This is a genomic window from Neisseria benedictiae, assembly GCF_958267435.1.
Taxonomy (GTDB): domain Bacteria; phylum Pseudomonadota; class Gammaproteobacteria; order Burkholderiales; family Neisseriaceae; genus Neisseria; species Neisseria bergeri.
Window position 1 is genome coordinate 40885 of record NZ_CATQFV010000052.1, and the last position, 22038, is coordinate 62922.

At 53.0% G+C, this 22038-nt stretch carries 21 protein-coding genes; 17 read left to right on the forward strand and 4 right to left on the reverse strand.

Features of this window, described 5'->3' with window-relative positions:
- The first annotated feature begins 3 nt into the window (after positions 1-3).
- The 3 genes from ilvN (at position 4) to ilvC (ending at position 1948) form a co-directional block, all read left to right on the forward strand.
- Positions 4-495, forward strand: a complete 492-nt coding sequence (ilvN, locus tag Q3O12_RS05345; RefSeq protein ID WP_301669654.1) for an acetolactate synthase small subunit — start codon at positions 4-6, stop codon at positions 493-495.
- Positions 496-561: 66 nt separating this feature from the next.
- The gene (locus Q3O12_RS05350; protein WP_002230746.1) at positions 562-855 is read left to right on the forward strand and encodes a putative quinol monooxygenase; all 294 of its coding nucleotides are present in this window, start codon (positions 562-564) and stop codon (positions 853-855) included.
- 79 nt (positions 856-934) lie between these two features.
- A complete protein-coding gene (gene ilvC / locus Q3O12_RS05355) occupies positions 935-1948 on the forward strand; it encodes a ketol-acid reductoisomerase (RefSeq protein ID WP_301669655.1) in 1014 nt (337 codons plus the stop codon).
- A gap of 118 nt (positions 1949-2066) precedes the next feature.
- Here ilvC and argF read toward each other — a convergent pair whose 3' ends face one another.
- From argF to lptF, 4 genes are all read right to left on the reverse strand, one after another.
- Positions 2067-3062, reverse strand: coding sequence for an ornithine carbamoyltransferase (gene argF / locus Q3O12_RS05360; protein ID WP_301669656.1), 996 nt, complete (start codon positions 3060-3062; stop codon positions 2067-2069).
- Positions 3063-3203: 141 nt separating this feature from the next.
- Entirely contained in the window at positions 3204-5789 is a 2586-nt protein-coding gene (gene acnB / locus Q3O12_RS05365; protein ID WP_301669657.1) for a bifunctional aconitate hydratase 2/2-methylisocitrate dehydratase, read from the reverse strand.
- A gap of 209 nt (positions 5790-5998) precedes the next feature.
- Positions 5999-7069 carry an LPS export ABC transporter permease LptG gene (lptG, locus tag Q3O12_RS05370; RefSeq protein ID WP_301669658.1) on the reverse strand — a complete coding sequence of 357 codons (1071 nt, stop codon included), beginning with the start codon at positions 7067-7069 and terminating at the stop codon, positions 5999-6001.
- A complete protein-coding gene (gene lptF, locus Q3O12_RS05375; protein WP_301669659.1) occupies positions 7066-8181 on the reverse strand; it encodes an LPS export ABC transporter permease LptF in 1116 nt (371 codons plus the stop codon). The genes lptG and lptF overlap by 4 nt, the downstream gene beginning before the upstream one ends.
- A gap of 151 nt (positions 8182-8332) precedes the next feature.
- Between lptF and Q3O12_RS05380 the strand changes: the two genes are divergently transcribed.
- From Q3O12_RS05380 to mnmA, 14 genes are all read left to right on the forward strand, one after another.
- The gene (locus tag Q3O12_RS05380; RefSeq protein WP_301669660.1) at positions 8333-9739 is read left to right on the forward strand and encodes a leucyl aminopeptidase; all 1407 of its coding nucleotides are present in this window, start codon (positions 8333-8335) and stop codon (positions 9737-9739) included.
- A 62-nt stretch (positions 9740-9801) separates the two neighbouring features.
- Positions 9802-10242, forward strand: coding sequence for a DNA polymerase III subunit chi (locus Q3O12_RS05385; RefSeq protein WP_301669661.1), 441 nt, complete (start codon positions 9802-9804; stop codon positions 10240-10242).
- A 259-nt stretch (positions 10243-10501) separates the two neighbouring features.
- Positions 10502-11323: an FKBP-type peptidyl-prolyl cis-trans isomerase gene (locus tag Q3O12_RS05390; protein ID WP_250314217.1), complete on the forward strand. Its 822-nt coding sequence runs from the start codon at positions 10502-10504 to the stop codon at positions 11321-11323.
- A gap of 106 nt (positions 11324-11429) precedes the next feature.
- A complete protein-coding gene (gene purN / locus Q3O12_RS05395) occupies positions 11430-12056 on the forward strand; it encodes a phosphoribosylglycinamide formyltransferase (protein WP_301669717.1) in 627 nt (208 codons plus the stop codon).
- A gap of 15 nt (positions 12057-12071) precedes the next feature.
- Entirely contained in the window at positions 12072-12743 is a 672-nt protein-coding gene (locus tag Q3O12_RS05400; protein WP_115437202.1) for a DUF3108 domain-containing protein, read from the forward strand.
- Positions 12744-12860: 117 nt separating this feature from the next.
- Positions 12861-13283, forward strand: coding sequence for an OsmC family protein (locus tag Q3O12_RS05405; protein WP_301669662.1), 423 nt, complete (start codon positions 12861-12863; stop codon positions 13281-13283).
- Positions 13284-13852: 569 nt separating this feature from the next.
- A complete protein-coding gene (locus Q3O12_RS05410; RefSeq protein WP_002212831.1) occupies positions 13853-14569 on the forward strand; it encodes a GntR family transcriptional regulator in 717 nt (238 codons plus the stop codon).
- A gap of 155 nt (positions 14570-14724) precedes the next feature.
- Positions 14725-15627 (forward strand): LysO family transporter, encoded by a 903-nt coding sequence (locus tag Q3O12_RS05415; RefSeq protein ID WP_301669663.1) that lies wholly within the window; start codon positions 14725-14727, stop codon positions 15625-15627.
- Between the two features lie 42 nt (positions 15628-15669).
- Positions 15670-16443, forward strand: coding sequence for a DeoR/GlpR family DNA-binding transcription regulator (locus Q3O12_RS05420; protein WP_301669664.1), 774 nt, complete (start codon positions 15670-15672; stop codon positions 16441-16443).
- Between the two features lie 110 nt (positions 16444-16553).
- Entirely contained in the window at positions 16554-18242 is a 1689-nt protein-coding gene (locus Q3O12_RS05425) for a glutamine--tRNA ligase/YqeY domain fusion protein (RefSeq protein WP_301669718.1), read from the forward strand.
- A gap of 92 nt (positions 18243-18334) precedes the next feature.
- Positions 18335-19291, forward strand: a complete 957-nt coding sequence (gene gshB, locus Q3O12_RS05430) for a glutathione synthase (protein ID WP_301669719.1) — start codon at positions 18335-18337, stop codon at positions 19289-19291.
- Between the two features lie 261 nt (positions 19292-19552).
- Positions 19553-19936 carry a diacylglycerol kinase gene (locus Q3O12_RS05435; RefSeq protein WP_301669665.1) on the forward strand — a complete coding sequence of 128 codons (384 nt, stop codon included), beginning with the start codon at positions 19553-19555 and terminating at the stop codon, positions 19934-19936.
- A 136-nt stretch (positions 19937-20072) separates the two neighbouring features.
- Entirely contained in the window at positions 20073-20546 is a 474-nt protein-coding gene (locus tag Q3O12_RS05440; protein WP_118792319.1) for a copper chaperone PCu(A)C, read from the forward strand.
- A gap of 124 nt (positions 20547-20670) precedes the next feature.
- Positions 20671-21774, forward strand: a complete 1104-nt coding sequence (gene mnmA, locus Q3O12_RS05445) for a tRNA 2-thiouridine(34) synthase MnmA (RefSeq protein WP_301669720.1) — start codon at positions 20671-20673, stop codon at positions 21772-21774.
- Positions 21775-22038: the final 264 nt, after the last annotated feature.

The window sequence follows — 22038 nt, forward strand, 5'->3', positions numbered from 1 at the left end:
CAAATGCGACATATCTTATCTGTTCTGATTGAAAACGAATCAGGTGCGATGAGCCGCGTGGTCGGTTTGTTCTCTGCACGCGATTACAATATCGATTCTTTGGCGGTTGCGCCGACCGAAGACAAAACCCTGTCCCGTATGACCATCGTTACCCACGGCGACGAGCAAGTCATCGAACAAATCACCAAGCAACTCAATAAATTGATTGAAGTGATTAAAGTGGTCGATTTGAACGAAAGCCGTTTTGTCGAACGCGAACTGATGTTGGTAAAAGTCCGTGCCGCCGGCAAAGACCGCGACGAATTTTTACGCTTGACCGAAATCTACCGGGGCAGCATCATCGACGTAACCGACCGCAGCTATACGATTGAAATTACCGGCTCGACAGACAAGCTGGATTCCTTTTTGGAAACGGTCGGATGCGCCCAAATTTTGGAAACCGTACGTACAGGCGCGGCCGGCATCGGTCGCGGTGAGCGTATTTTGAAAATTTAACGCCGTAACCTTTCAGACGGCATGGTATTTGAATGCCGTCTGAAAAACGAACGGCAGGAGAGATTTATGTCGAACATTAAAATTGTCGCACTGGTTACCGTCAAACCGGAATACACGGAAACACTGGCAGCACAGTTTAAAGAACTGGTCAAAGCCAGCCGTGCAGAAGAGGGCAACATCAGCTACGATCTCCATCAGGAAATCGGCAAACCGAACCGTTTCGTTTTCGTGGAAAATTGGAAATCCCAAGCAGCTATTGACGAACATAACGCCAGCGCGCATTTCCAAGCCTTCGTCCAGTCCGTCGACGGTAAAACCGAAGCATTGGAAATCGTATTGATGAATGAAGTTGCCGCTTAAGCGGCACACTCTGTTTAACCCGTCCGAAGCCGCTCAACATTTTAAGGCTTCGACAACCATTTACCTTAAAGGAAATCAAATGCAAGTTTATTACGATAAAGATGCCGACCTGTCTCTGATTAAAGGCAAAACCGTTGCCATCATCGGTTACGGTTCGCAAGGTCATGCCCATGCCGCCAACCTGAAAGATTCGGGTGTCAACGTGGTGATCGGTCTGCGCCAAGGTTCTTCTTGGAAAAAAGCCGAAGCAGCCGGTCATGTCGTCAGAACCGTTGCGGATGCGACTAAAGAAGCCGATGTGGTTATGTTGCTGCTGCCTGACGAAACCATGCCTGCCGTCTATCACGCAGAAGTTGCAGCCAATCTGAAAGAAGGCGCAACGCTGGCATTTGCACACGGCTTCAACGTGCACTACAACCAAATCGTTCCGCGTGCCGACTTGGACGTGATTATGGTTGCCCCCAAAGGTCCGGGCCATACCGTACGCAGTGAATATAAACGCGGCGGCGGTGTGCCTTCTCTGATTGCCGTTTACCAAGACAATTCCGGCAAAGCCAAAGATATTGCCCTGTCTTATGCGGCTGCCAACGGCGGCACCAAAGGCGGTGTGATTGAAACCACTTTCCGCGAAGAAACCGAAACCGATCTGTTCGGCGAACAAGCCGTATTGTGCGGCGGCGTGGTCGAGTTGATCAAAGCAGGTTTTGAAACCCTGACCGAAGCCGGTTACGCGCCTGAAATGGCTTACTTCGAATGTCTGCACGAAATGAAGCTCATCGTTGATTTGATTTTCGAAGGCGGTATTGCCAACATGAACTACTCCATTTCCAACAATGCGGAGTACGGCGAATACGTTACCGGTCCTGAAGTGGTCAATGCTTCCAGCAAAGAAGCCATGCGCAATGCCCTGAAACGCATTCAAACCGGCGAATACGCGAAAATGTTTATCCAAGAGGGTAATGTCAACTACGCGTCTATGACTGCCCGCCGCCGTCTGAATGCCGACCACCAAGTTGAAAAAGTTGGCGCACAACTGCGTGCCATGATGCCTTGGATTACTGCTAACAAATTGGTTGATCAAGACAAAAACTGATTGTTTTCAAACGGAACTGCCTACACATCGTGTAGGCAGTTTGTTATATGGATGCCGTCTGAACATCGTGTTCAGACGGCATCTGTGTTGCGGATGAATTTAAACAGGCACAGTTCTGTCAGTCGCCCAGAGCCGCGACCATTACCGCTTTAATCGTGTGCATACGGTTTTCCGCCTGATCGAACACGATGCTGGTGGGGCTTTCGAATACTTCTTCTGTAACTTCCACACCGTTCAGCCCGAAGGTTTCGTAAATCCATTCGCCGACTCTGGTTTCTCGGTTGTGGAAGGCGGGCAGGCAGTGCATGAATTTGACCTGCGGATTGCCCGATGCCGTCATCAGCTCGGGCGTAACGCGGTAATCTTTCAATAAATCAATGCGCTCCTGCCAGACCTCTTTTGGCTCGCCCATGCTGACCCATACGTCGGTATGAATGAAACCGACACCTTTGACGGCCTCTTGCGGGTTTTCGGTCAGGGTAATTTTTGCGCCGGTTTCTTTGGCGGCGGCGTGTGCGGCGGCAATAATGCCTTCAGACGGCCACAGGCTTTGCGGTGCGCCGATACGCACGTCCATGCCGAGTTTCGCACCCAAAATCAGCAGGGAATTGCCCATGTTGTAACGCGCGTCGCCGACATAGGCAAACGCGGTTTGGTTCAAAGGTTTGCCGCTGTGTTCGCGCATGGTCAGCGCGTCGGCGAGCATTTGAGTGGGGTGGAACTCGTTGGTCAGCCCGTTGAATACGGGTACGCCTGCATATTTCGCCAATTCTTCAACAACTTCCTGACCGAAGCCGCGATATTCGATGGCATCGTACATCCTGCCCAAGACGCGCGCCGTGTCTTTGATGCTTTCTTTGTGCCCGATTTGGCTGGCGGACGGTTCCAGATAGGTTGCGCCTGCGCCTTGGTCGCGTGCGGCGACTTCAAACGCGCAGCGTGTCCGAGTAGAGGTTTTTTCAAAAATCAGGGCGATGTTTTTCCCTTTCATCCGCTGCACTTCGCACCCTGCTTTTTTGGCGGCTTTCAATTCGGCGGCAAGGTCGAGGTAGGCGGTGATTTCTTCCGGCGTGAAGTCTAAAAGTTTCAGAAAATGGCGGTTTTTCAGGTTCACTGTCGTTTCCTTTATGTGGGGGAGTGAACGCCGTATTTGCAGCGTTTGCGGAAAGAAGGGTTAGCGGAATGTTGCAATGCCGTCTGAAGGTTGTTCAGACGGCATTGCGGTCAATCCCTTACTTCATACGGATGACAGGGATCAAACATTCACGGTCTCGGCTACTTCGTTGTAGCTGTCGATTTCGTTGAAGTTCATATAGCGGTAGATTTTATCGCCCTGTTCGTTGATGATGCCGATATTGGCTTGATATTCTTCAACGGTCGGGATTTTACCCAGTTTGGAGCAGATTGCCGCCAATTCCGCCGAACCGAGGTAAACAAAGGTGTTTTTGCCCAAGCGGTTCGGGAAGTTGCGGGTGGAGGTGGACATAACGGTCGCACCTTCGCGTACTTGCGCCTGATTACCCATACATAAGGAGCAACCCGGCATTTCCATACGCGCGCCGGCACGTCCGAGTACGCCGTAGTGGCCTTCGTCGGACAACTCTTTCGCGTCCATTTTGGTCGGCGGTGCTACCCACAAGCGGACGGGAATATCGCTCTTGCCTTCCAAGAGTTTGGAAGCGGCGCGGAAGTGGCCGATGTTGGTCATGCACGAACCGATGAACACTTCGTCGATTTTGGTGCCGGAACGTTCAGACATGAAGCATACGTCGTCCGGGTCGTTCGGGCAGGCGATAATCGGCTCTTTAATGTCGTCCATGTTGATTTCAATCACGGCGGCGTATTCTGCATCTTTATCCGCTTCGAGCAACTCGGGATTTGCCAGCCATTTTTCCATGGCTTTGATGCGGCGTTCCAAAGTGCGCGGATCTTGATAGCCGTTGGCAATCATGTTTTTCATCAATACGACATTGGATTTCATGTACTCGATAATCGGCTCTTTGTTGAGCTTCACGGTACAGCCGGCGGCGGAGCGTTCGGCGGATGCGTCGGTCAACTCAAAGGCTTGTTCCACTTTCAAATCAGGCAGGCCTTCGATTTCGAGGATGCGGCCGGAGAAGATGTTTTTCTTACCGGCTTTGGCAACAGTCAGCAGACCTTGTTTAATCGCGTACAGCGGAATGGCGTTCACCAAATCGCGCAGGGTTACGCCCGGTTGCAACTTGCCGCTAAAGCGTACCAATACAGACTCAGGCATATCGAGCGGCATCACGCCTGTGGCTGCTGCGAAAGCAACCAAGCCGGAGCCTGCGGGGAAGGAAATACCGATAGGGAAACGGGTGTGGCTGTCGCCGCCGGTACCCACTGTATCAGGCAGCAGCAGGCGGTTGAGCCATGAGTGGATCACGCCGTCGCCCGGACGCAGAGCCACGCCGCCACGGGTAGAAATAAAGGCGGGCAGTTCTTTATGGGTTTTTACATCGACAGGTTTCGGATAGGCGGCGGTGTGGCAGAAAGACTGCATCACCATATCGGCAGAGAAGCCCAAGCAAGCCAAGTCTTTCAACTCGTCGCGGGTCATCGGGCCGGTAGTGTCTTGCGAGCCGACAGTAGTCATGCGTGGTTCGCAGTAAGTACCCGGACGCACGCCTTTGCCTTCCGGCAAACCGCAGGCGCGACCAACCATTTTTTGGGCCAAGGTGAAACCGGCTTTGCTTTCAGCAGGCGCTTGAGGCAGACGGAATTCGGTAGAAGCAGGCAGTTTCAGGGCTTCGCGCGCTTTGGCGGTCAGACCGCGACCGATAATCAGGTTGATACGGCCACCGGCTTGCACTTCGTCCAGCAATACTTGCGATTTCAGGCTGAACTCGGCAACGGTTTCGCCGTTTTTCACGATTTTGCCTTCATAAGGCAGAATATCGACGATATCGCCCATTTTCAGCGCGGAAACATCGACTTCAATCGGTAACGCGCCGGAGTCTTCTTGAGTATTGAAGAAAATCGGCGCAATTTTGCCACCCAGGCATACGCCGCCGAAGCGTTTGTTCGGTACGAACGGAATATCTTCGCCTGTATGCCAAATGACGGAGTTGGTCGCGGATTTGCGTGAAGAACCGGTACCGACCACGTCGCCGACGTAAGCAACCGGATGGCCTTTGGCTTTGAGTTCTTCCAACAATTTAATCGGACCGACTTCGCCAGGCTTGTCAGGATTAATGCCGTCGCGCGGGTTTTTCAACATAGCCAGCGCGTGCAGAGGGATATCAGGACGGCTCCATGCGTCGGGCGCGGGAGAGAGGTCGTCTGTATTGGTTTCGCCGTCAACTTTGAAGACGGTAACGGTGATTTTTTCGGGAACTTTGGCGCGTGAGGTAAACCATTCGGCATCCGCCCAAGATTGCAAAACTTCTTGCGCGTATTTGTTGCCTTTTTCGGCTTTTTCCTGAACGTCGTGGAAAGAATCGAACATCAGAAGCGTATGTTTCAAGCCTTTGGCAGCGATTGGCGCGAGTTTGTCCTCGTCCAAGAGTTCGATTAAGGCGTGAATATTGTAACCGCCAAGCATCGTACCTAAGAGTTCGGTCGCATATTCGGGGGAAACCAGCGGGCTGGACGCGCTGCCTTCGGCAACGGCAGCCAGGAATGAGGCTTTGACTTTTGCGGCATCGTCCACACCGGGCGGAACACGGTGGGCAAGCAGTTCGACCAAGAACTCCCCTTCGCCTGCGGGCGGGTTTTTCAGCAGCTCAACCAAATCGGCGGTTTGCTGAGCAGTCAGAGGAAGGGCGGGAATACCAAGGGCGGCGCGCTCGGCGGCGGCTTTACGATAGGCTTCTAACATCTCTTTGTTCCTTTTTCTGTTTTTCTTTTGTCGGGTTGCAAATGATTTCCGTTAAATATTGTAAACAATATTTGCACCGCTATCATAGACTAGTTTTAACAAAAATGGAACTGTTATGACAGGCAATGTAATAGGGAACGGCTATCTGTCTGCGGGAATGTGTCAATGAAAACAAATGCCGTCTGAAGAGAGGTTCAGACGGCATTTGTTCAACGTTTTTCCTGTTTGCGTATCAGCCAAACAGCGAGCAGGGCGAAGGCTATGGTAGGCAGTGCACCGGCGAGGAAGGGTGGGATGCCGTAGAGCCGGGCGGTAAACCCGAAGAGCCTGCCGGCGAAGTGGAACAGCAAGCCGAGGCAGATGCCGCCGAAGAGCTTCAAACCCATATTGCCGTGGCGGGTGGTTTGCGGGGTGAAGGCGAAGGCGACGAGTGCCATCACCCAGGCTGCGACGGGGTAAACCAATTTGCGCCACCAGGCGATGGCGTAGATTTGGGTGTTTTGCCTGTTGTTTTCGAGGTGGCTGATGTAGGCGGTCAGTTCGCCGACGGACATTTGATCGGGTTTGACGAGCAACACTTCCATGAGGTTGCGCTTGACGGAAATCGGCAGGTTTTCTTCGGCGGCGGTTGAGGTTTCGACTTTTTCTTCGCCAAGCGTGCTGCGGCGGATGTTTTTTAACTGCCAGCTTCCGTCGTCGTTTAAAACGGCGGACTCGGCTTCCGTTGCCTGCACCAGTTCGTTTTTATCGTTGCGCTCCCAAATTTTGATGCCCAGCAGGGTATGGTCGGGCAGCATTTCGCGTATGTTGATGATGCTGTTTTGTTCTTTGAGCCAAAGGCCGGTATTGCCGGTACTGATTTTGCCGTTGATAGCGGCGGCTTTGATGTTTTCGGCTTTTTGGTTCAGCGCGGGTGCAATCCATTCGCCGAGCGCGGCGGTGGCGAGGGCGAAAATCAGCCCGAACTGCGACAGGACCGATAATAGTTTCCTGGTGCTTACGCCGCCTGCCTTGATGACGGTCAGTTCGCTGTCGGCAGCCAGCCTGCCGAGGGAAAGCAGTCCGCCTATCAGGGTGGCGAGGGGCATCAGTTCGTAGGCGCGGGCGGGCATTTTGAGGGCGGTGTAGCCCAGCATTTCCCATATGCCGTAACTGCCTTTGCCGAGGTTGCCGGTTTCGTACAGGATTTCAAAAAAGCTGTACAAAGCGAGGAAGGCGAGGAGGGTGTAAACGGTCATCGCCGTCATTTGGCGGATGATGTAGCGTGAAATCAGGTTCATTTTCTGCCTTTCGGTGTCAGGCTTTCGGCAACCGCCCGCCAAAATGGCTGCGCGGGCATACTGCGGACGCGCAACAGGATGACGGCGGTGGCGGACATAATGATGTGCATAGGCAGAAGTCCGAGCCAGAAATGGATTTTTCCATTTTCAACGGCTTCAAAAAGCAGGGTCAGCCCGTTTTGGTAAATTAGAAACAAACCGATGGCAATCAAGATATTGTAGGTGTGTCCGCCGCGCGGGTTGAAATAGGAAAGCGGCACGGCGAGCAGGCACAGCAGCAAAACGCTGACGGTCAGCGAGATGCGCCACATCAATTCCGCCTGATGTTGCGGATTGCTGCTGCCAATCAGTTGGGCGGTCGGAATGGTACGGCGGTGGGAAACGGGGTCGATGAGTTTGGGCGTGGTGCTGATGATCAGGCTGAGGTGCCGGAAAGAAACGCGGTTGTAGTCGGCTTTGCCGGGCGTGCCACTGTAACGGTAGCCGTCGCGTAATTCAAGCGTGCGTTTGTTGTCGTTCAGCGAGAAATTGCCTTCTTTGGCGAAGATAATGTTGTCGTTGCCGTTTTTGTCCTGTTCGCGCAGGAACAGGTTTTTCATGATGCCGGATTCGGTGTCGAAGGTTTCGACGAAGTAAACCCTGCCGTTGCGTTTGCCCAAACTGTTGAACTCGCCTGCCTCCACTAAAGACAATTCCTGCTTCTGCTTCAGGATTTCGGCGTATTCGCGGCTGCGCAGTTCCGCCCACGGCATCACCCAAAGCTGCATGACGGCAATCAAAATGGCAAACGGCACGGCAAACTGCATGACCGGGCGTATCCATTGTTTCAATGCCAATCCGCAGGAAAGCCAAACCGACATCTCGCTGTCGCGCCAGTAGCGGGTCAACACGGTCAGCGTGCTGATGAACGCAGTCAAAACCAGCAACAGCGGCGTCATACCGATGACCCAGAAGCCGACCAATGCCAACACGGCATCGATGGCGACGCGCCCGTCGGCGGCACGGCCGAGCAGGTTGATGGCCTGCGTCGACACCAATACCGCCAAGAGGACGACGAAAATGCCGACGGCGGTAAAGGAAAGTTCTTTAATCAGGTTTCTTTGGTAAATCATGGGTTCCGGCTTCGGCTGGCAACAGGCGGTGGTATCGGTAAGGTTTCGGACAGGCTTTCAAATGGAGTACAATCAGACCGTCTTTTCAGACGGCATTTGAGCGGATGCCGTCTGAATTTCCCGATAAACCGTCTCAATCAGGAGAATAAACGTGGAATTTAGCACAAAAACCGAAATCTTGCAGGAACGGCAGGCAGGTGCGCTGCTGTTTGTCTGCGCCGAAGAGGCGCAATTAAACCACCCGACCGCCCTTGCCCTTTTGTCTTCGCTTGAAGAAGGTCAAACTTTTGTCGACACCAAAATCCCGACGGATAACGGTTTGCAGGCTGTTGCCGTATGCCGTCTGAAAAGCACCGACCGCGCCGCATTGAACAAAGCCGCAGCCGAAGCCGCGAAATGGGCGCAAAATCAGGAAACGGTCAATGCGGACATCCATGCCTTCGATGAAGCTCAAGCCGCCGCCGTAGCCGAAGCGTTTGCGATTGCGTTCGGCAATGCTGCCTATCGTTTCGACCGCTACAAAAAAGAAGCCAAGCCTGCCAAATTCGCACAAGCCGTGTTTCACACCGCATACGAAGCCGCCGTCAAAGAAGCCCTGCGCGTTGCCGAAGCGCAAGTTTACGGACAAAGCCTCTGCCGCGACTTGGGCAATGCCGCGCCCAACGAATGTACGCCTGAATTCCTCGCGCGTACCGCCAAAGCCGAAGCCGAAAAACTGGGCGCACACGCCAAAATCATCGAAAAAGACTACATCAAAGAAAACATGGGTTCGTTCTGGTCGGTCGCCAAAGGCAGCGTGGAAGACCCCTATCTGATTGAATTGAGTTACTTCGGTGCAGCCGACAAAGAAGCCGCCCCCGTCGTCCTAGTCGGCAAAGGCATTACCTTCGACACCGGCGGCATCTCCCTTAAGCCCGGCCTGAACATGGATGAAATGAAGTTTGACATGTGCGGCGCGGCAACCGTCATCAGCACCTTCTGCGCCGCCGTCAAACTGCAACTGCCGATTAACCTCATCGCCATCGTCGCCACTTGTGAAAATATGCCTTCCGGCGCGGCCAACAAACCGGGCGACGTTGTGAAAAGTATGAAAGGGCTGACCATCGAAGTGTTGAACACCGATGCTGAAGGCCGTCTGATTTTGTGCGACGCGCTCACTTACGCCGAACAGTTCAAACCCAAAGCCGTGATTGATGTGGCGACTTTAACGGGGGCGTGTATTGTCGCTTTGGGGCACGATGTCAGCGGCGTGATGGGCAACAATCAGGATTTGATCGACAGCCTGCTTGCCGCTTCCTACAACGTGGACGACAAAGTATGGCAACTGCCGCTTTTCGAGACCTACAAAGACCAGCTCAAATCCAACTTCGCCGACATCCCCAACATCGGCACGCCGGGTGCAGGCACGATTACCGCCGCAACATTCCTGTCTTACTTTACCGAAGACTACCCGTGGGCGCATCTCGACATCGCGGGTACGGCGTGGAAATCCGGTGCGGAAAAAGGCGCGACCGGCCGCCCCGTTCCCTTGCTGCTGAACTATCTGCGGAATCTTTAATTTTGCCCCAATGCCGTCTGAAGCCTTTCAGACGGCATCATCCTGTCAAATGTTCAAACGATATGCCGAAAGCCACCTTTTACACGCATGTTGCCCAAGTTCCGATTTTCACCTGCCGCCTGATTGCCCGTGCGATTCGGGACGGCGGCAGGATACTGGTGTGGTCCGATTCGTTCGGGCGGCTTCAGGAATTGGACAAAATGCTTTGGCAATACGAGGCCGAGAGTTTCATTCCGCACGAAATTTGGGAAACGGAAGAAGCCATGCCGTCTGAAACATCCGTCCTGCTTGCCTGCGGCGGCAATCTGCCCCGAATTCCCGAAAGCATGGCCGTTTTGAACCTATCCGACAGTTTTTGGAACACCGCTCCGGTCTTGCCCGCGCGCGTTTTGGAAATCGTCGGTAACAGCCTGGAAGATCTCGCCGACGCGCGCGAACGCTTTGCCGCCTACCGCCGAAGCGGTTTTGCCATCGAACATCACAGTATGGAGGGCAAGGCATGAAATGCCGTCTGAAATGCCGCATTTACAAAATTTAAACAGGCTTGATTCTATTTGATTAAAATTTCCTGATCGGTTGAACCCCGCCACTTGGACATCTGTCCTTCGGGGCGGTAGAATCAGACCTTATTTGGGAAGGTTCAATTCCTTCCAAAACAGGGCAACACACAGATTGACGCTTTATGTGTCATCCTGTGTGTTGAAACATTCAAACTCGGCTATAATCCCATTTTTCCGACCTTATTAACAGCGAAGAGCTATTATGAACAAAATTTTCAAAATCAGCGCATTAACCCTTGCCGCCACTTTGGCACTTTCTGCCTGCGGCAAAAAAGAAAACGTACCCGCATCATCCGCATCCGAGCCTGCCGCAGCTTCTGCCGCGCAGGGCGATACTTCTTCAATCGGCAACACCATGCAGCAGGCAAGCTATGCTATGGGTGTGGACATCGGACGCTCCCTGAAACAGATGAAGGAGCAGGGTGCGGAAATCGATTTGAAAGTCTTTACCGAAGCCATGCAGGCAATGTATGACGGCAAAGAAATCAAAATGACCGAAGAGCAGGCTCAGGAAGTGATGATGAAATTCCTGCAGGAGCAGCAGGCTAAAGCCGTAGAAAAACACAAGGCGGATGCGAAGGCCAACAAAGAAAAAGGCGAAGCCTTCCTGAAGGAAAATGCCGCCAAAGACGGCGTGAAGACTACTGCTTCCGGTTTGCAGTACAAAATCACCAAACAGGGTGAAGGCAAACAGCCGACCAAAGACGACATCGTTACCGTGGAATACGAAGGCCGCCTGATTGACGGTACCGTATTCGACAGCAGTAAAGCCAACGGCGGTCCGGCAACCTTCCCGTTAAGCCAAGTGATTCCGGGTTGGACCGAAGGCGTCCAACTCCTGAAAGAAGGCGGCGAAGCCACGTTCTACATCCCGTCCAACCTTGCCTACCGCGAACAGGGTGCGGGCGAAAAAATCGGTCCGAACTCTACTTTGGTATTTGATGTGAAACTGGTTAAGGTTGGTGCACCCGGAAATGCGTCTGCCCAACAGCCGGCTCAAGTCGACATCAAAAAAGTAAATTAAGTCCGAACCCTTGCCCGAAACAGGTTTTCGGGCATTTTTACGGCAAATGCCGTCTGAAACCACCAAACAGCGGTTCAGACGGCATCCCTTTCAAAAGCGCACCATTATGAAAAACATCGTCATCCTGATTTCCGGACGCGGCAGCAACATGCAAGCTATCGTCAATGCTGCCGTTCCAAATGTCCGTATTGCTGCCGTGTTAAGCAACAGCGAAACGGCGGAAGGACTGAAATGGGCGGCCGAACGCGGTATTCCGACCGATAGCCTGAATCATAAAAACTTTGAATCACGACTTGCCTTCGATACGGCCATGATGGAAAAAATCGACGCATATCAACCCGATTTGGTGGTTTTGGCAGGTTTTATGCGGATTCTGACCCCCGAGTTTTGCGCCCATTACGAAGGCAGGCTGATGAACATCCATCCATCCATCCTGCCTTCATTTACCGGACTTCATACGCACGAACGCGCTTTGGAGGCAGGTTGCCGCGTTGCTGGCTGTACGATTCATTTCGTTACGGCCGAGCTGGATTGCGGCCCGATTGTATCGCAAGGGATTGTGCCGATACTTGATGGTGATACGGCAGACGATATTGCCGCACGGGTTTTAGCTGTCGAGCATAAACTTTATCCGAAAGCCGTTGCCGATTTTGCCGCCGGCCGCCTGAGTATCGAGGGAAACCGCGTCAGAAATTCGGAAAACGCTGATGCCGCCCGTTTCCTGACGGCGTAAACAGGGCGGGAGCAAATGATGAAGACTTTTAAAAATATATTTTCCGCCGCCATTTTGTCCGCCGCCCTGCCGTGCGCGTATGCGGCAGGGCTGCCCCAATCCGCCGTGCTGCACTATTCCGGCAGCTACGGCATTCCCGCCACGATGACATTTGAACGCAGCGGCAATGCTTACAAAATCGTTTCGACGATTAAAGTGCCGCTATACAATATCCGTTTCGAGTCCGGCGGTACGGTTGTCGGCAATACCCTGCACCCTACCTACTATAGAGACATACGCAGGGGCAAACTGTATGCGGAAGCCAAATTCGCCGATGGCAGCGTAACCTACGGCAAAGCGGGCGAGAGCAAAACCGAGCAAAGCCCCAAGGCTATGGATTTGTTTACGCTTGCCTGGCAGTTGGCGGCAAATGACGCGAAACTCCCCCCGGGGCTGAAAATCACCAACGGCAAAAAACTTTATTCCGTCGGCGGTTTGAATAAGGCGGGTACAGGAAAATACAGCATAGGCGGCGTGGAAACCGAAGTCGTCAAATATCGGGTGCGGCGCGGCGACGATACGGTAATGTATTTCTTCGCACCGTCCCTGAACAATATTCCGGCACAAATCGGCTATACCGACGACGGCAAAACCTATACGCTGAAACTCAAATCGGTGCAGATCAACGGCCAGGCAGCCAAACCGTAAATCGGTTTTCAAGTGTTTTTTTGCCGTTTTGTCCATATTTCTGCATAAGCCGCTTGAAATTGTTTACAATAACGCCATATGCAAAGCGGTTTTAACGCTATTTTCGGGAATGACACCATGCAGGTTACATCAAAATGGATAGACGGAATGTGCTTTGTCGGCACGACGGAAGGCGGGCACAGCGTCGTTATGGAGGGATCGGCGGCAGAAGGTGCGGCCAAGCGCGGGCCCAGCCCGATGGAAATGCTGCTGTTGGGCGTGGCGGGCTGTTCGAGCATCGATGTGGTGATGATTGCCGAAAAACAGCGTCAGAAAGTAACTGACTGCCGTGCGACGGTTACGGCGAAACGGGCGGACGATGCGCCGCGCGTGTTTACCGAAATCCACATCCATTTCAAGGTAATCGGGCATGATTTGAAAGAATCGGCCATTGAACGCGCCGTTCAGATGTCTGCCGAAAAATACTGTTCGGCTTCGATTATGTTGGGCAAAGCAGCAAAGATTACCCATAGTTTTGAAATTGCCGGGGCGGAGAAATAAGCATCAGACGGCATTATGGGGAAACGGCCGATGCCGTCTGAAGGGGAAAGGTGCGGCAGGCAATCCGGAGGCGCATAAAAAAGCAGATATATTCGGACTGCACCTCCCGAATATATCTGCCTGCTGTTTCCTCTTTATTCAGCCTTTATAATACTTGGACTTGTCGGGGTATTGTGCAGGCTTGATTCCGGATTGTCAACAATTTTCGGTCAAATTTTAAATGCCGCGTTTTAAAATGATGCCCGCCTGCTTCTGCGGGCGGGCGGAAGGCGGGAATCCCGTTATTTTAAGCCATATATTAATTTATTGAATTATAGTGGATTAACAAAAACCAGTACGGCGTTGCCTCGCCTTGGCTCAAAGAGAACGATTCTCTAAGGTGCTGAAGCACCAAGTGAATCGGTTCCGTACTATTTGTACTGTCTGCGGCTTCGTCGCCTTGTCCTGATTTTTGTTAATCCACTATAAAATAAATTTGTGTAATACTTTAATTTCTCCGACACGATTTGAAACACAGCCGTCTTAAAACATCTTAAAAAATTTGAAAGCGTAAAAATACGGAAAACATCATGAACTTTGAAAACGACGACATTATCCATGCGCCGACTACGTCTTCCCTGATTCTCGAAGAGCGGCACGATTCTGAGCTGTTCCGTGTTTACGCCCTGATTTTGGACGGCATTACCGATCAGGTGCTGCTGCCCGGCAAAAAGCTGACCGAATCCGAACTTTGCCGCCAGATGGTGTGTTCGCGCAACACCGTCCGCGGTGCGCTGTCGCTTTTGGCGCACGACAAGATTGTTGATTTGCAACCCAACAGGGGCGCGTTCGTCCACGTTCCCGATTTGAAAGAAATGCAGGATGTGTTCAATGCGCGCATCGAAATGGAGACGATGATTTTGAACATCCTCGCAGACCTGCCGGATTTGGAAACGCGCCTCAAGCCGCTTTATGCGATGATAAGGCGCGAAGAAGAGGCTTCCGGCAGGGGAGACCGCGTCGGCTGGAACCGCCTGTCCAATGCCTTCCACGTCGAACTGGCGCGCCTGGTGGGCAACGATGTGCTGTTCGACATTATGAACACGCTGTGCGCGCGGTCTTCCCTGATTGTTGCCGTGGCGGGCGTGCATCGCGAGGAAAAACACGCCATCAATACGCACACGCATTCCGAACACCGTGAAATCCTCGACCTGCTGCTGGCAGGCAGGCGCAACCGCGTGGTCAAAATCCTGCGCCGCCATTTGGGTAACTGTATGGAGCGTTTGGAAAAGACTTTGGAAGATTGAATGCCTGATGGCGAGAAAACCATCTGAATCAGATGTTCAGGCGGTTTTTTAATGGCGAACCTGATGCCGTCTGAAATATGGATGCGGGTATCTGCAATTTTCAGACGGCAATTTTTAAACCGCATATATCATGCGGCAATAAAGGAGGTCAGGAGATGGACAGCCTGATGACGTTGCTTTCGGTATTGGTACCGATGTTTGCCGGATTTTTTATCCGTGTTCCCAAGCCTTACCTGCCCGCTTTGGACAAGATGCTGTCGGTTTTGGTGTATGCCGTGTTGCTGCTGATCGGCGTATCGTTGTCGCGCGTGGAGGATTTGGGTTCACGGTTGGACAATATGGCGTTGACGGTTCTGTGGCTGTTTGTTTGTACGGTCGGGGCGAACCTGCTTGCCTTGGCAGTGTTGGGAAAGTTATTCCCGTGGCGGATAAGGGGGAAAGGGAAGGGCGTTTCGGTCGGCGTGTCGGGCAGTGTGGGGCAGCTCGGATGCGTGCTGCTCGGATTCTCATTCGGCAAACTGATGCGCGATATTTGGATGCCGTCTGAAAACGCGGGTATGTACTGTCTGATGCTGCTGGTGTTCCTCATCGGCGTACAGCTCAAAAGCAGCGGCGTATCGTTGCGGCAGGTTTTGGTCAACCGCAGGGGTATTCGGTTGTCGGTCTGGTTTATGCTTTCATCTCTTTCAGGCGGGCTGCTGTTTGCCGCATCGGCAGACGGTGTGTCGTGGGTGAAAGGTTTGGCGATGGCTTCCGGCTTCGGTTGGTATTCCCTCTCGGGTTTGGTGATGACCGAGGCTTACGGCGCGGTATGGGGCAGTATCGCGCTTTTGAACGATTTGGCACGAGAACTGTTCGCGCTGGCATTTATTCCGCTGCTGATGAAGCGTTTTCCCGATGCGGCGGTGGGGGTCGGCGGCGCGACCAGTATGGATTTCACATTGCCCGTGATTCAGGGTGCGGGCGGTTTGGAAGTCGTGCCGGTAGCGGTCAGCTTCGGCGTGGTGGTCAATATAGCCGCCCCGTTTCTGATGGTGGTGTTTTCCACGCTGGGCTGAACGCGGTAAAATCGGCATCCCGATACAAGGAAGCAGAAAACGATGAAACCGAAAATCCAAAGGCATGGAGAGATTTTAAGCCTTGTCCGCCGGCATCAGTTTATGTCGGTGGACGAGCTTGCCGCCGCATTGGACGTTACCCCGCAGACGATACGCCGCGACATCCGCGAGTTGGAGGAGGCCGGCAGCCTGAAACGCCATCACGGCGGCGCATCTTCGGGCGGAAACTTGCCGGAGGGCCTGCCCGCCGACCGGCAAACCCGGTGTCAAAACGAGAAAAACGCCATTGCCCAGCTGATTGCGGAATACATCCCCGACGGTTCGTCGCTGTTTGTCAGTATCGGTACGACGATGGAGGCTGTGGTGTCGGAGCTGGTCAGGCGGCGCGGCAGCCTGAGGGTAATTACCAACAATATCCACGCCGCCTCGATTGCTTCGGCACGGACGGATTACACGGTCATCATCACATCCGGCGTTGTCCGTCCCCTAGACGGCGGCATTACCGGCGTGGCGACCGTCGACTTTATCAACCAGTTCAAAGTCGATTATGCCGTGATGAGCACGCACGGCGTGGAAAGCGACGGTTCGCTTTTGGACGACGACTACAAAGAAGTCAGCGTGATGCAGGCGATGATGGCCAACGCGCGCGTCCGCTTCCTCGGCGTGGACCACAGCAAATTCCGCAGCAACGCGCTGGTCCGGCTTGGCGACATTACGGCGTTTGACAAAGTATTTACCGACCGGCTGCCCGATACCGCGATGCAGAAGATGCTGAAAGAGGCGGGGGTGGAATGCCTGATTGCCGATGCCGTCTGAACGCTATGTCAAAGCGCACAAGTCGGGTACAATAAACACATCATCAAACCGCTTCAGACGGCATCCCGATAACATTTATGCCGTCTGAAACCATCCATTTGAAGAAAACCATGCTCAATAAAGACCAATTCGCGGACAACCACTTCATCCGCACCCTCATCGAAGAAGACCTCAAAAGCGGCAAACACGAAACCATCCAAACCCGTTTCCCACCCGAACCCAACGGCTACCTGCACATCGGCCATGCCAAATCCATCTGCCTGAACTTCGGTTTGGCGTATATTTATGACGGTTTGTGCAACCTGCGTTTCGACGACACCAACCCCGAAAAAGAAAACGACGAATACGTCAACGCCATCAAAGAAGACGTTGAGTGGTTGGGTTTCCATTGGGCGGGCGAACCGCGTTTTGCCTCCAACTATTTCGACCGGCTTTATGACTACGCCGTCGGTTTGATTAAAGACGGCAAGGCGTATGTCGATGATTTGACCCCTGAAGAAATGCGCGAATACCGCGGCACGCTGACCGAAGCAGGCAAAAACAGTCCTTACCGCGACCGCAGTATCGAAGAAAACCTCGACCTGTTCACGCGTATGAAAAACGGCGAGTTCCCCGACGGCAGCAAAACCCTGCGTCTGAAAATCGACATGGCATCCGGCAACATCAATATGCGCGACCCCGTCATCTACCGCATCCGCCGCGCCCATCACCACAACACCGGCGACAAATGGTGCATCTACCCGATGTACGACTACACGCATTGTATTTCCGATGCCATCGAAGGCATCACGCATTCCTTGTGCACGCTCGAATTTGAAGCACACCGTCCGTTGTACGACTGGGTGTTGGACAACACCCCCGCGCCACACGCCACACGTCCGCACCAATACGAGTTTTCCCGTTTGGAGCTTTTGTACACCATTACCTCCAAACGGAAATTGAATCAGTTGGTTGTGGAAAAACACGTTTCCGGCTGGGACGATCCGCGTATGCCGACCATTTCCGGTATGCGCCGTCGCGGCTACACGCCCGAAGGCCTGCGACTGTTTGCCAAACGCGCCGGTATTTCCAAATCTGAAAACATCGTCGATATGAGCGTGTTAGAGGGTGCGATTCGCGAAGAGCTGGAAAACTCCGCCCCGCGCCTAATGGCGGTGTTGAACCCGCTCAAAGTAACCCTGACCAACTTTGAAGCCGGCAAAACCCAAAGCCGCCGTGCCGCGTTCCATCCGAACCACGAGAAAATGGGCGATCGCGAAATCCCCGTATCCCAAACCATCTATATCGAAGCCGACGACTTTGCCGAAAATCCGCCCAAAGGCTTCAAACGCCTGACACTCGGCGGCGAAGTACGCCTGCGCCACGGTTATGTCATCAAGTGCGATGAAGTCGTCAAAGATGCGGCAGGCAATGTGGTTGAACTCAAATGCAGTATCGACCACGACACCTTGGGCAAAAATCCAGAAGGCCGTAAAGTTAAAGGCGTGATTCACTGGGTGTCCGCCGAACATGCCGCCGAAATCAAAGTCCGCCTGTACGACCGACTCTTTACCGTCGAGCGTCCGGATGCCGTGCGCGGCGAAGACGGCGAATACCTGCCGTTTACCGATTTCCTCAATCCAGAATCCATCAAGGAAATCACCGCCTACGCCGAACCTGCCGCAAAAGATTTGCCGGCAGAAAGCCGCTGGCAGTTCGAGCGCATCGGCTACTTCGTAACCGACCGCAAAGACCACGGCAAAGACACGCCAGTGTTTAACCGCACGGTAACGCTGAAAGATTCTTGGCAGCCTAAGTAAAACCCCATACTTGCCGTCTGAATATTGTTCGGACGGCATTTCTCCTTTACCCGCGAAATGCGGCACATTCGGCACACCGGAAAGGAAATATGATGAAAGTCCTCTTTATCGCCGACCCGATGGCAAGTTTCAAAACCTACAAAGACACTACCTACGCGATGATGCGGGAAATGGCAAAACGCGGCTGGCAGCTGTTTCATACCTTGAGCGAGGAATTGTCTGTAAACGGCGGTTTGGTAACGGCACAGGCATCGGCATTTGAATTTTCGGGTGCAAAAAACGATGATGACCATGAATGGTTTAAAGCGGCGGACAAAGTTCAGACGGCATTGAAAGCATTTGATGCCGTGATTATGCGTACCGATCCGCCGTTCGATATGCAATACCTCTACGCCACACAGCTTCTGACGCTGGCGGAACAGCAGGGCGCGAAAGTGTTCAACAGTGGACAGGCGATGCGCGACTTTAATGAAAAACTGGCGATTTTGAACTTCAGCCGCTTTACCGCGCCTACGCTGGTTACGACCCGTTCCGCCGATGTCCGCGCATTTTTGAAAGAACACGGCGACATCATCGTCAAACCGCTGGACGGTATGGGCGGCATGGGCATTTTCCGCCTGACCGAAAAAGACCCTAACATTGGCAGCATCCTCGAAACCCTGATGCAGCTTGATTCCCGTACCATTATGGCGCAACGCTACATTCCCGAAATCGTACACGGCGACAAACGTATCCTGATTATCGGCGGCGAAGTCGTCCCCTATGCTTTGGCGCGTATTCCTCAAAACGGCGAAACACGCGGCAACCTTGCGGCAGGCGGGCGCGGCGTGGCGCAGGAATTGAGCGAACGCGACCGAGAAATTGCAGAGACTCTGGCTCCCGAGCTTAAACAGCGAGGCATCCTACTTGCCGGTTTGGACGTTATCGGAAGCAACTTGACCGAAGTCAACGTGACCAGCCCGACCGGATTCCAAGAAATTATGAAACAAAAAGGTTTCGACGTGGCGGCAGTGTTTGCCGATGCCGTTGCCGCGTGGTCGGTACGTTAAACCGATGCCGTCTGAAAGGCTTTTGCTTCACAACCGCCTGGTTTGATCGGGCAGGCAGGGTTTTCCCTCAACCGGCAGGGATGCGCTTAATGCCGTACGGACACCCTGCTGCCCCGTTTTCAGACGGCATATATAGTGGATTAACAAAAATCAGGACAAGGCGACGAAGCCGCAGACAGTACAAATAGTACGGCAAGGCGAGGCAACGCCGTACTGGTTTTTGTTAATCCACTATATTGAGGACATTTTGAAAGGATACCGATGGAACCTTCCTCCTACGCGGCAGAAAAAAAAGGCAAAGGCGGCATCAGGCGCGTCATTAACGCATTCGGCTATTCGATAGACGGCATCGCCGCCGCCTACCGTTACGAAGCGGCATTCCGTCAGGTTTTGTGGCTGAACGCGCTGCTGGTGTGTGCGGCATTTTTTTGGGTTTCCGAAACCGCCGTCCGCCTTCCCCTGCTGATTGCTTCTTTTGTGTCGGTCATTGTCGAACTGTTCAACACCGCCGTCGAAGCCGCCGTCGATCATACGTCGACCGATAGGCACGAACTGGCCAAACGTGCCAAAGATGCAGGTTCTGCCGCACAATTGTTCGCGATGCTGATGTTGGCGGCGGTTTGGCTGTCTGCCCTGTTCGGGTAAAACGCTTGCAGCAGGATTTGTAATCCTTTAGGATTAGTATGTAGTATTTATTATTCGCTTAATCTATATCAAATTTCCGAACGGTATTTGTTTGTAAGATGAGCGCATTCTCGTTTGACATTTAAGGAGTAGAAAGATGAAAAAACTATTGGCAGCCGTGATGATGGCAGGTTTGGCAGGCGCGGTTTCCGCCGCCGGAGTCCACGTCGAGGACGGCTGGGCGCGCACCACCGTCGAAGGTATGAAAATGGGCGGCGCGTTCATGAAAATCCACAACGACGAAGCCAAACAAGACTTTTTGCTCGGCGGAAGCAGCCCCGTTGCCGACCGCGTCGAAGTGCATACCCATATCAATGATAACGGCGTGATGCGTATGCGCGAAGTCAAAGGCGGCGTGCCTTTGGAGGCGAAATCCGTTACCGAACTCAAACCCGGCAGCTATCACGTGATGTTTATGGGTTTGAAAAAACAATTAAAAGAGGGCGACAAGATTCCCGTTACCCTGAAATTTAAAAACGCCAAAGCGCAAACCGTCCAACTGGAAGTCAAAACCGCGCCGATGCCGGCAATGGACCACGGTCATCACCACGGCGAAGCGCATCAGCACTAATCTGCTGAAAATATTTGAAATGCCGTCTGAAAAAGCCCGGGCTTTCAGACGGCATTTTTATGACCGCCTTTAAAATGTGTTAAAATCCGCTTTTAAAAACCGCCGTTTCCAAGCCATCCTGCGTATGAGTACGACATCAAACCCCTCCAATATCATCGTCGGGCTTTCCGGCGGTGTCGATTCTTCCGTAACCGCCGCCCTGCTCAAGCAGCAGGGTTATCAAGTGCGCGGTGTATTCATGCAAAACTGGGAGGACGACGACAACGACGAATATTGCAGCATCAAACAGGATTCGTTCGATGCCATTGCCGTTGCCGATATTGTCGGCATCGATATCGACATCGTTAATTTCGCCGTGCAATATAAAGACAAAGTCTTTGCTTATTTTCTAAAGGAATACAGTGCGGGGCGCACGCCGAATCCCGATGTGTTGTGCAACGCCGAAATCAAATTCAAATGCTTTTTGGACTACGCCGTAGGGCAGGGCGCGGATACCATTGCCACCGGACACTATGCGCGCAAAGAAGTCCGCAACGGCGTGCATTACCTGCTTAAAGGTTTGGATCGAAACAAAGACCAAAGCTATTTCCTCTACCGCCTCAAGCCTTTCCAACTCGAGCGCGCGATTTTCCCGTTGGGCGGTTTGGAAAAACCCGAAGTCCGCCGCCTTGCCGCCGAGTTCAAATTGCCGACCGCTGCCAAAAAAGACAGCACGGGCATCTGCTTCATCGGCGAACGCCCGTTCCGCGAGTTCCTGCAAAAATACCTGCCGACCGACAACGGCAAAATGGTGACACCCGAAGGGAAAACCGTCGGCGAACACGTCGGGCTGATGTTTTACACATTGGGCCAGCGCAAAGGTTTGGGCATCGGCGGCGCGGGTGAACCGTGGTTTGTTGCGGCTAAAGATTTGACGAAAAACGAACTGATTGTCGTGCAAGGACACGACCATCCGCTGCTCTATACCCGCAGCCTTGTGATGAACGATTTGAGTTTCACGCTGCCCGAGCGTCCGAAAGAAGGGCACTACACCTGCAAAACGCGTTACCGTATGGCGGACGCGCCTTGTGAATTGCGCTATTTGGATGATGAAACCGCCGAGCTGGTGTTTGACGAACCGCAATGGGCGGTTACGCCGGGCCAGTCCGCCGTGCTGTACGACGGCGACATCTGTTTGGGCGGCGGCATCATCCAAATGACCGACAAACCCGTCATCATCACGCGATAAAACTTATGCCGTCTGAAACGGTTTTCAGACGGCATTGTTCCGCTCAATTCCACTTTGACGCTACTCCATCATTTCTGACTACCTCGGCACGCCCATAGAGGCGTATGACGAGGAAGGACGGCGTGTTTGGGCTCGAGAGCTAGACATCTAGGGGTTGGTTAAATATATTGTTTATCAAGCACCAGAACTCGATGCAACTGGGAATCCTACAGGAAAAATCTACACTGGTAGAACGAGTGGGGCTGATGAGATGTCAGTGCGTCA

What these genes read in the sequence shown, in the direction of transcription:
- ilvN (WP_301669654.1), top strand. Translation starts at nt 4, where the DNA reads ATGCGACATATCTTATCTGTTCTGATTGAAAACGAATCAGGTGCGATG.
- Q3O12_RS05350 (WP_002230746.1), top strand. Translation starts at nt 562, where the DNA reads ATGTCGAACATTAAAATTGTCGCACTGGTTACCGTCAAACCGGAATAC.
- ilvC (WP_301669655.1), top strand. Translation starts at nt 935, where the DNA reads ATGCAAGTTTATTACGATAAAGATGCCGACCTGTCTCTGATTAAAGGC.
- acnB (WP_301669657.1), bottom strand. Translation starts at nt 5,789, where the DNA reads ATGTTAGAAGCCTATCGTAAAGCCGCCGCCGAGCGCGCCGCCCTTGGT.
- lptG (WP_301669658.1), bottom strand. Translation starts at nt 7,069, where the DNA reads ATGAACCTGATTTCACGCTACATCATCCGCCAAATGACGGCGATGACC.
- lptF (WP_301669659.1), bottom strand. Translation starts at nt 8,181, where the DNA reads ATGATTTACCAAAGAAACCTGATTAAAGAACTTTCCTTTACCGCCGTC.
- Q3O12_RS05385 (WP_301669661.1), top strand. Translation starts at nt 9,802, where the DNA reads ATGCCGAAAGCCACCTTTTACACGCATGTTGCCCAAGTTCCGATTTTC.
- Q3O12_RS05390 (WP_250314217.1), top strand. Translation starts at nt 10,502, where the DNA reads ATGAACAAAATTTTCAAAATCAGCGCATTAACCCTTGCCGCCACTTTG.
- purN (WP_301669717.1), top strand. Translation starts at nt 11,430, where the DNA reads ATGAAAAACATCGTCATCCTGATTTCCGGACGCGGCAGCAACATGCAA.
- Q3O12_RS05400 (WP_115437202.1), top strand. Translation starts at nt 12,072, where the DNA reads ATGATGAAGACTTTTAAAAATATATTTTCCGCCGCCATTTTGTCCGCC.
- Q3O12_RS05405 (WP_301669662.1), top strand. Translation starts at nt 12,861, where the DNA reads ATGCAGGTTACATCAAAATGGATAGACGGAATGTGCTTTGTCGGCACG.
- Q3O12_RS05410 (WP_002212831.1), top strand. Translation starts at nt 13,853, where the DNA reads ATGAACTTTGAAAACGACGACATTATCCATGCGCCGACTACGTCTTCC.
- Q3O12_RS05415 (WP_301669663.1), top strand. Translation starts at nt 14,725, where the DNA reads ATGGACAGCCTGATGACGTTGCTTTCGGTATTGGTACCGATGTTTGCC.
- Q3O12_RS05420 (WP_301669664.1), top strand. Translation starts at nt 15,670, where the DNA reads ATGAAACCGAAAATCCAAAGGCATGGAGAGATTTTAAGCCTTGTCCGC.
- Q3O12_RS05425 (WP_301669718.1), top strand. Translation starts at nt 16,554, where the DNA reads ATGCTCAATAAAGACCAATTCGCGGACAACCACTTCATCCGCACCCTC.
- gshB (WP_301669719.1), top strand. Translation starts at nt 18,335, where the DNA reads ATGAAAGTCCTCTTTATCGCCGACCCGATGGCAAGTTTCAAAACCTAC.
- Q3O12_RS05435 (WP_301669665.1), top strand. Translation starts at nt 19,553, where the DNA reads ATGGAACCTTCCTCCTACGCGGCAGAAAAAAAAGGCAAAGGCGGCATC.
- Q3O12_RS05440 (WP_118792319.1), top strand. Translation starts at nt 20,073, where the DNA reads ATGAAAAAACTATTGGCAGCCGTGATGATGGCAGGTTTGGCAGGCGCG.
- mnmA (WP_301669720.1), top strand. Translation starts at nt 20,671, where the DNA reads ATGAGTACGACATCAAACCCCTCCAATATCATCGTCGGGCTTTCCGGC.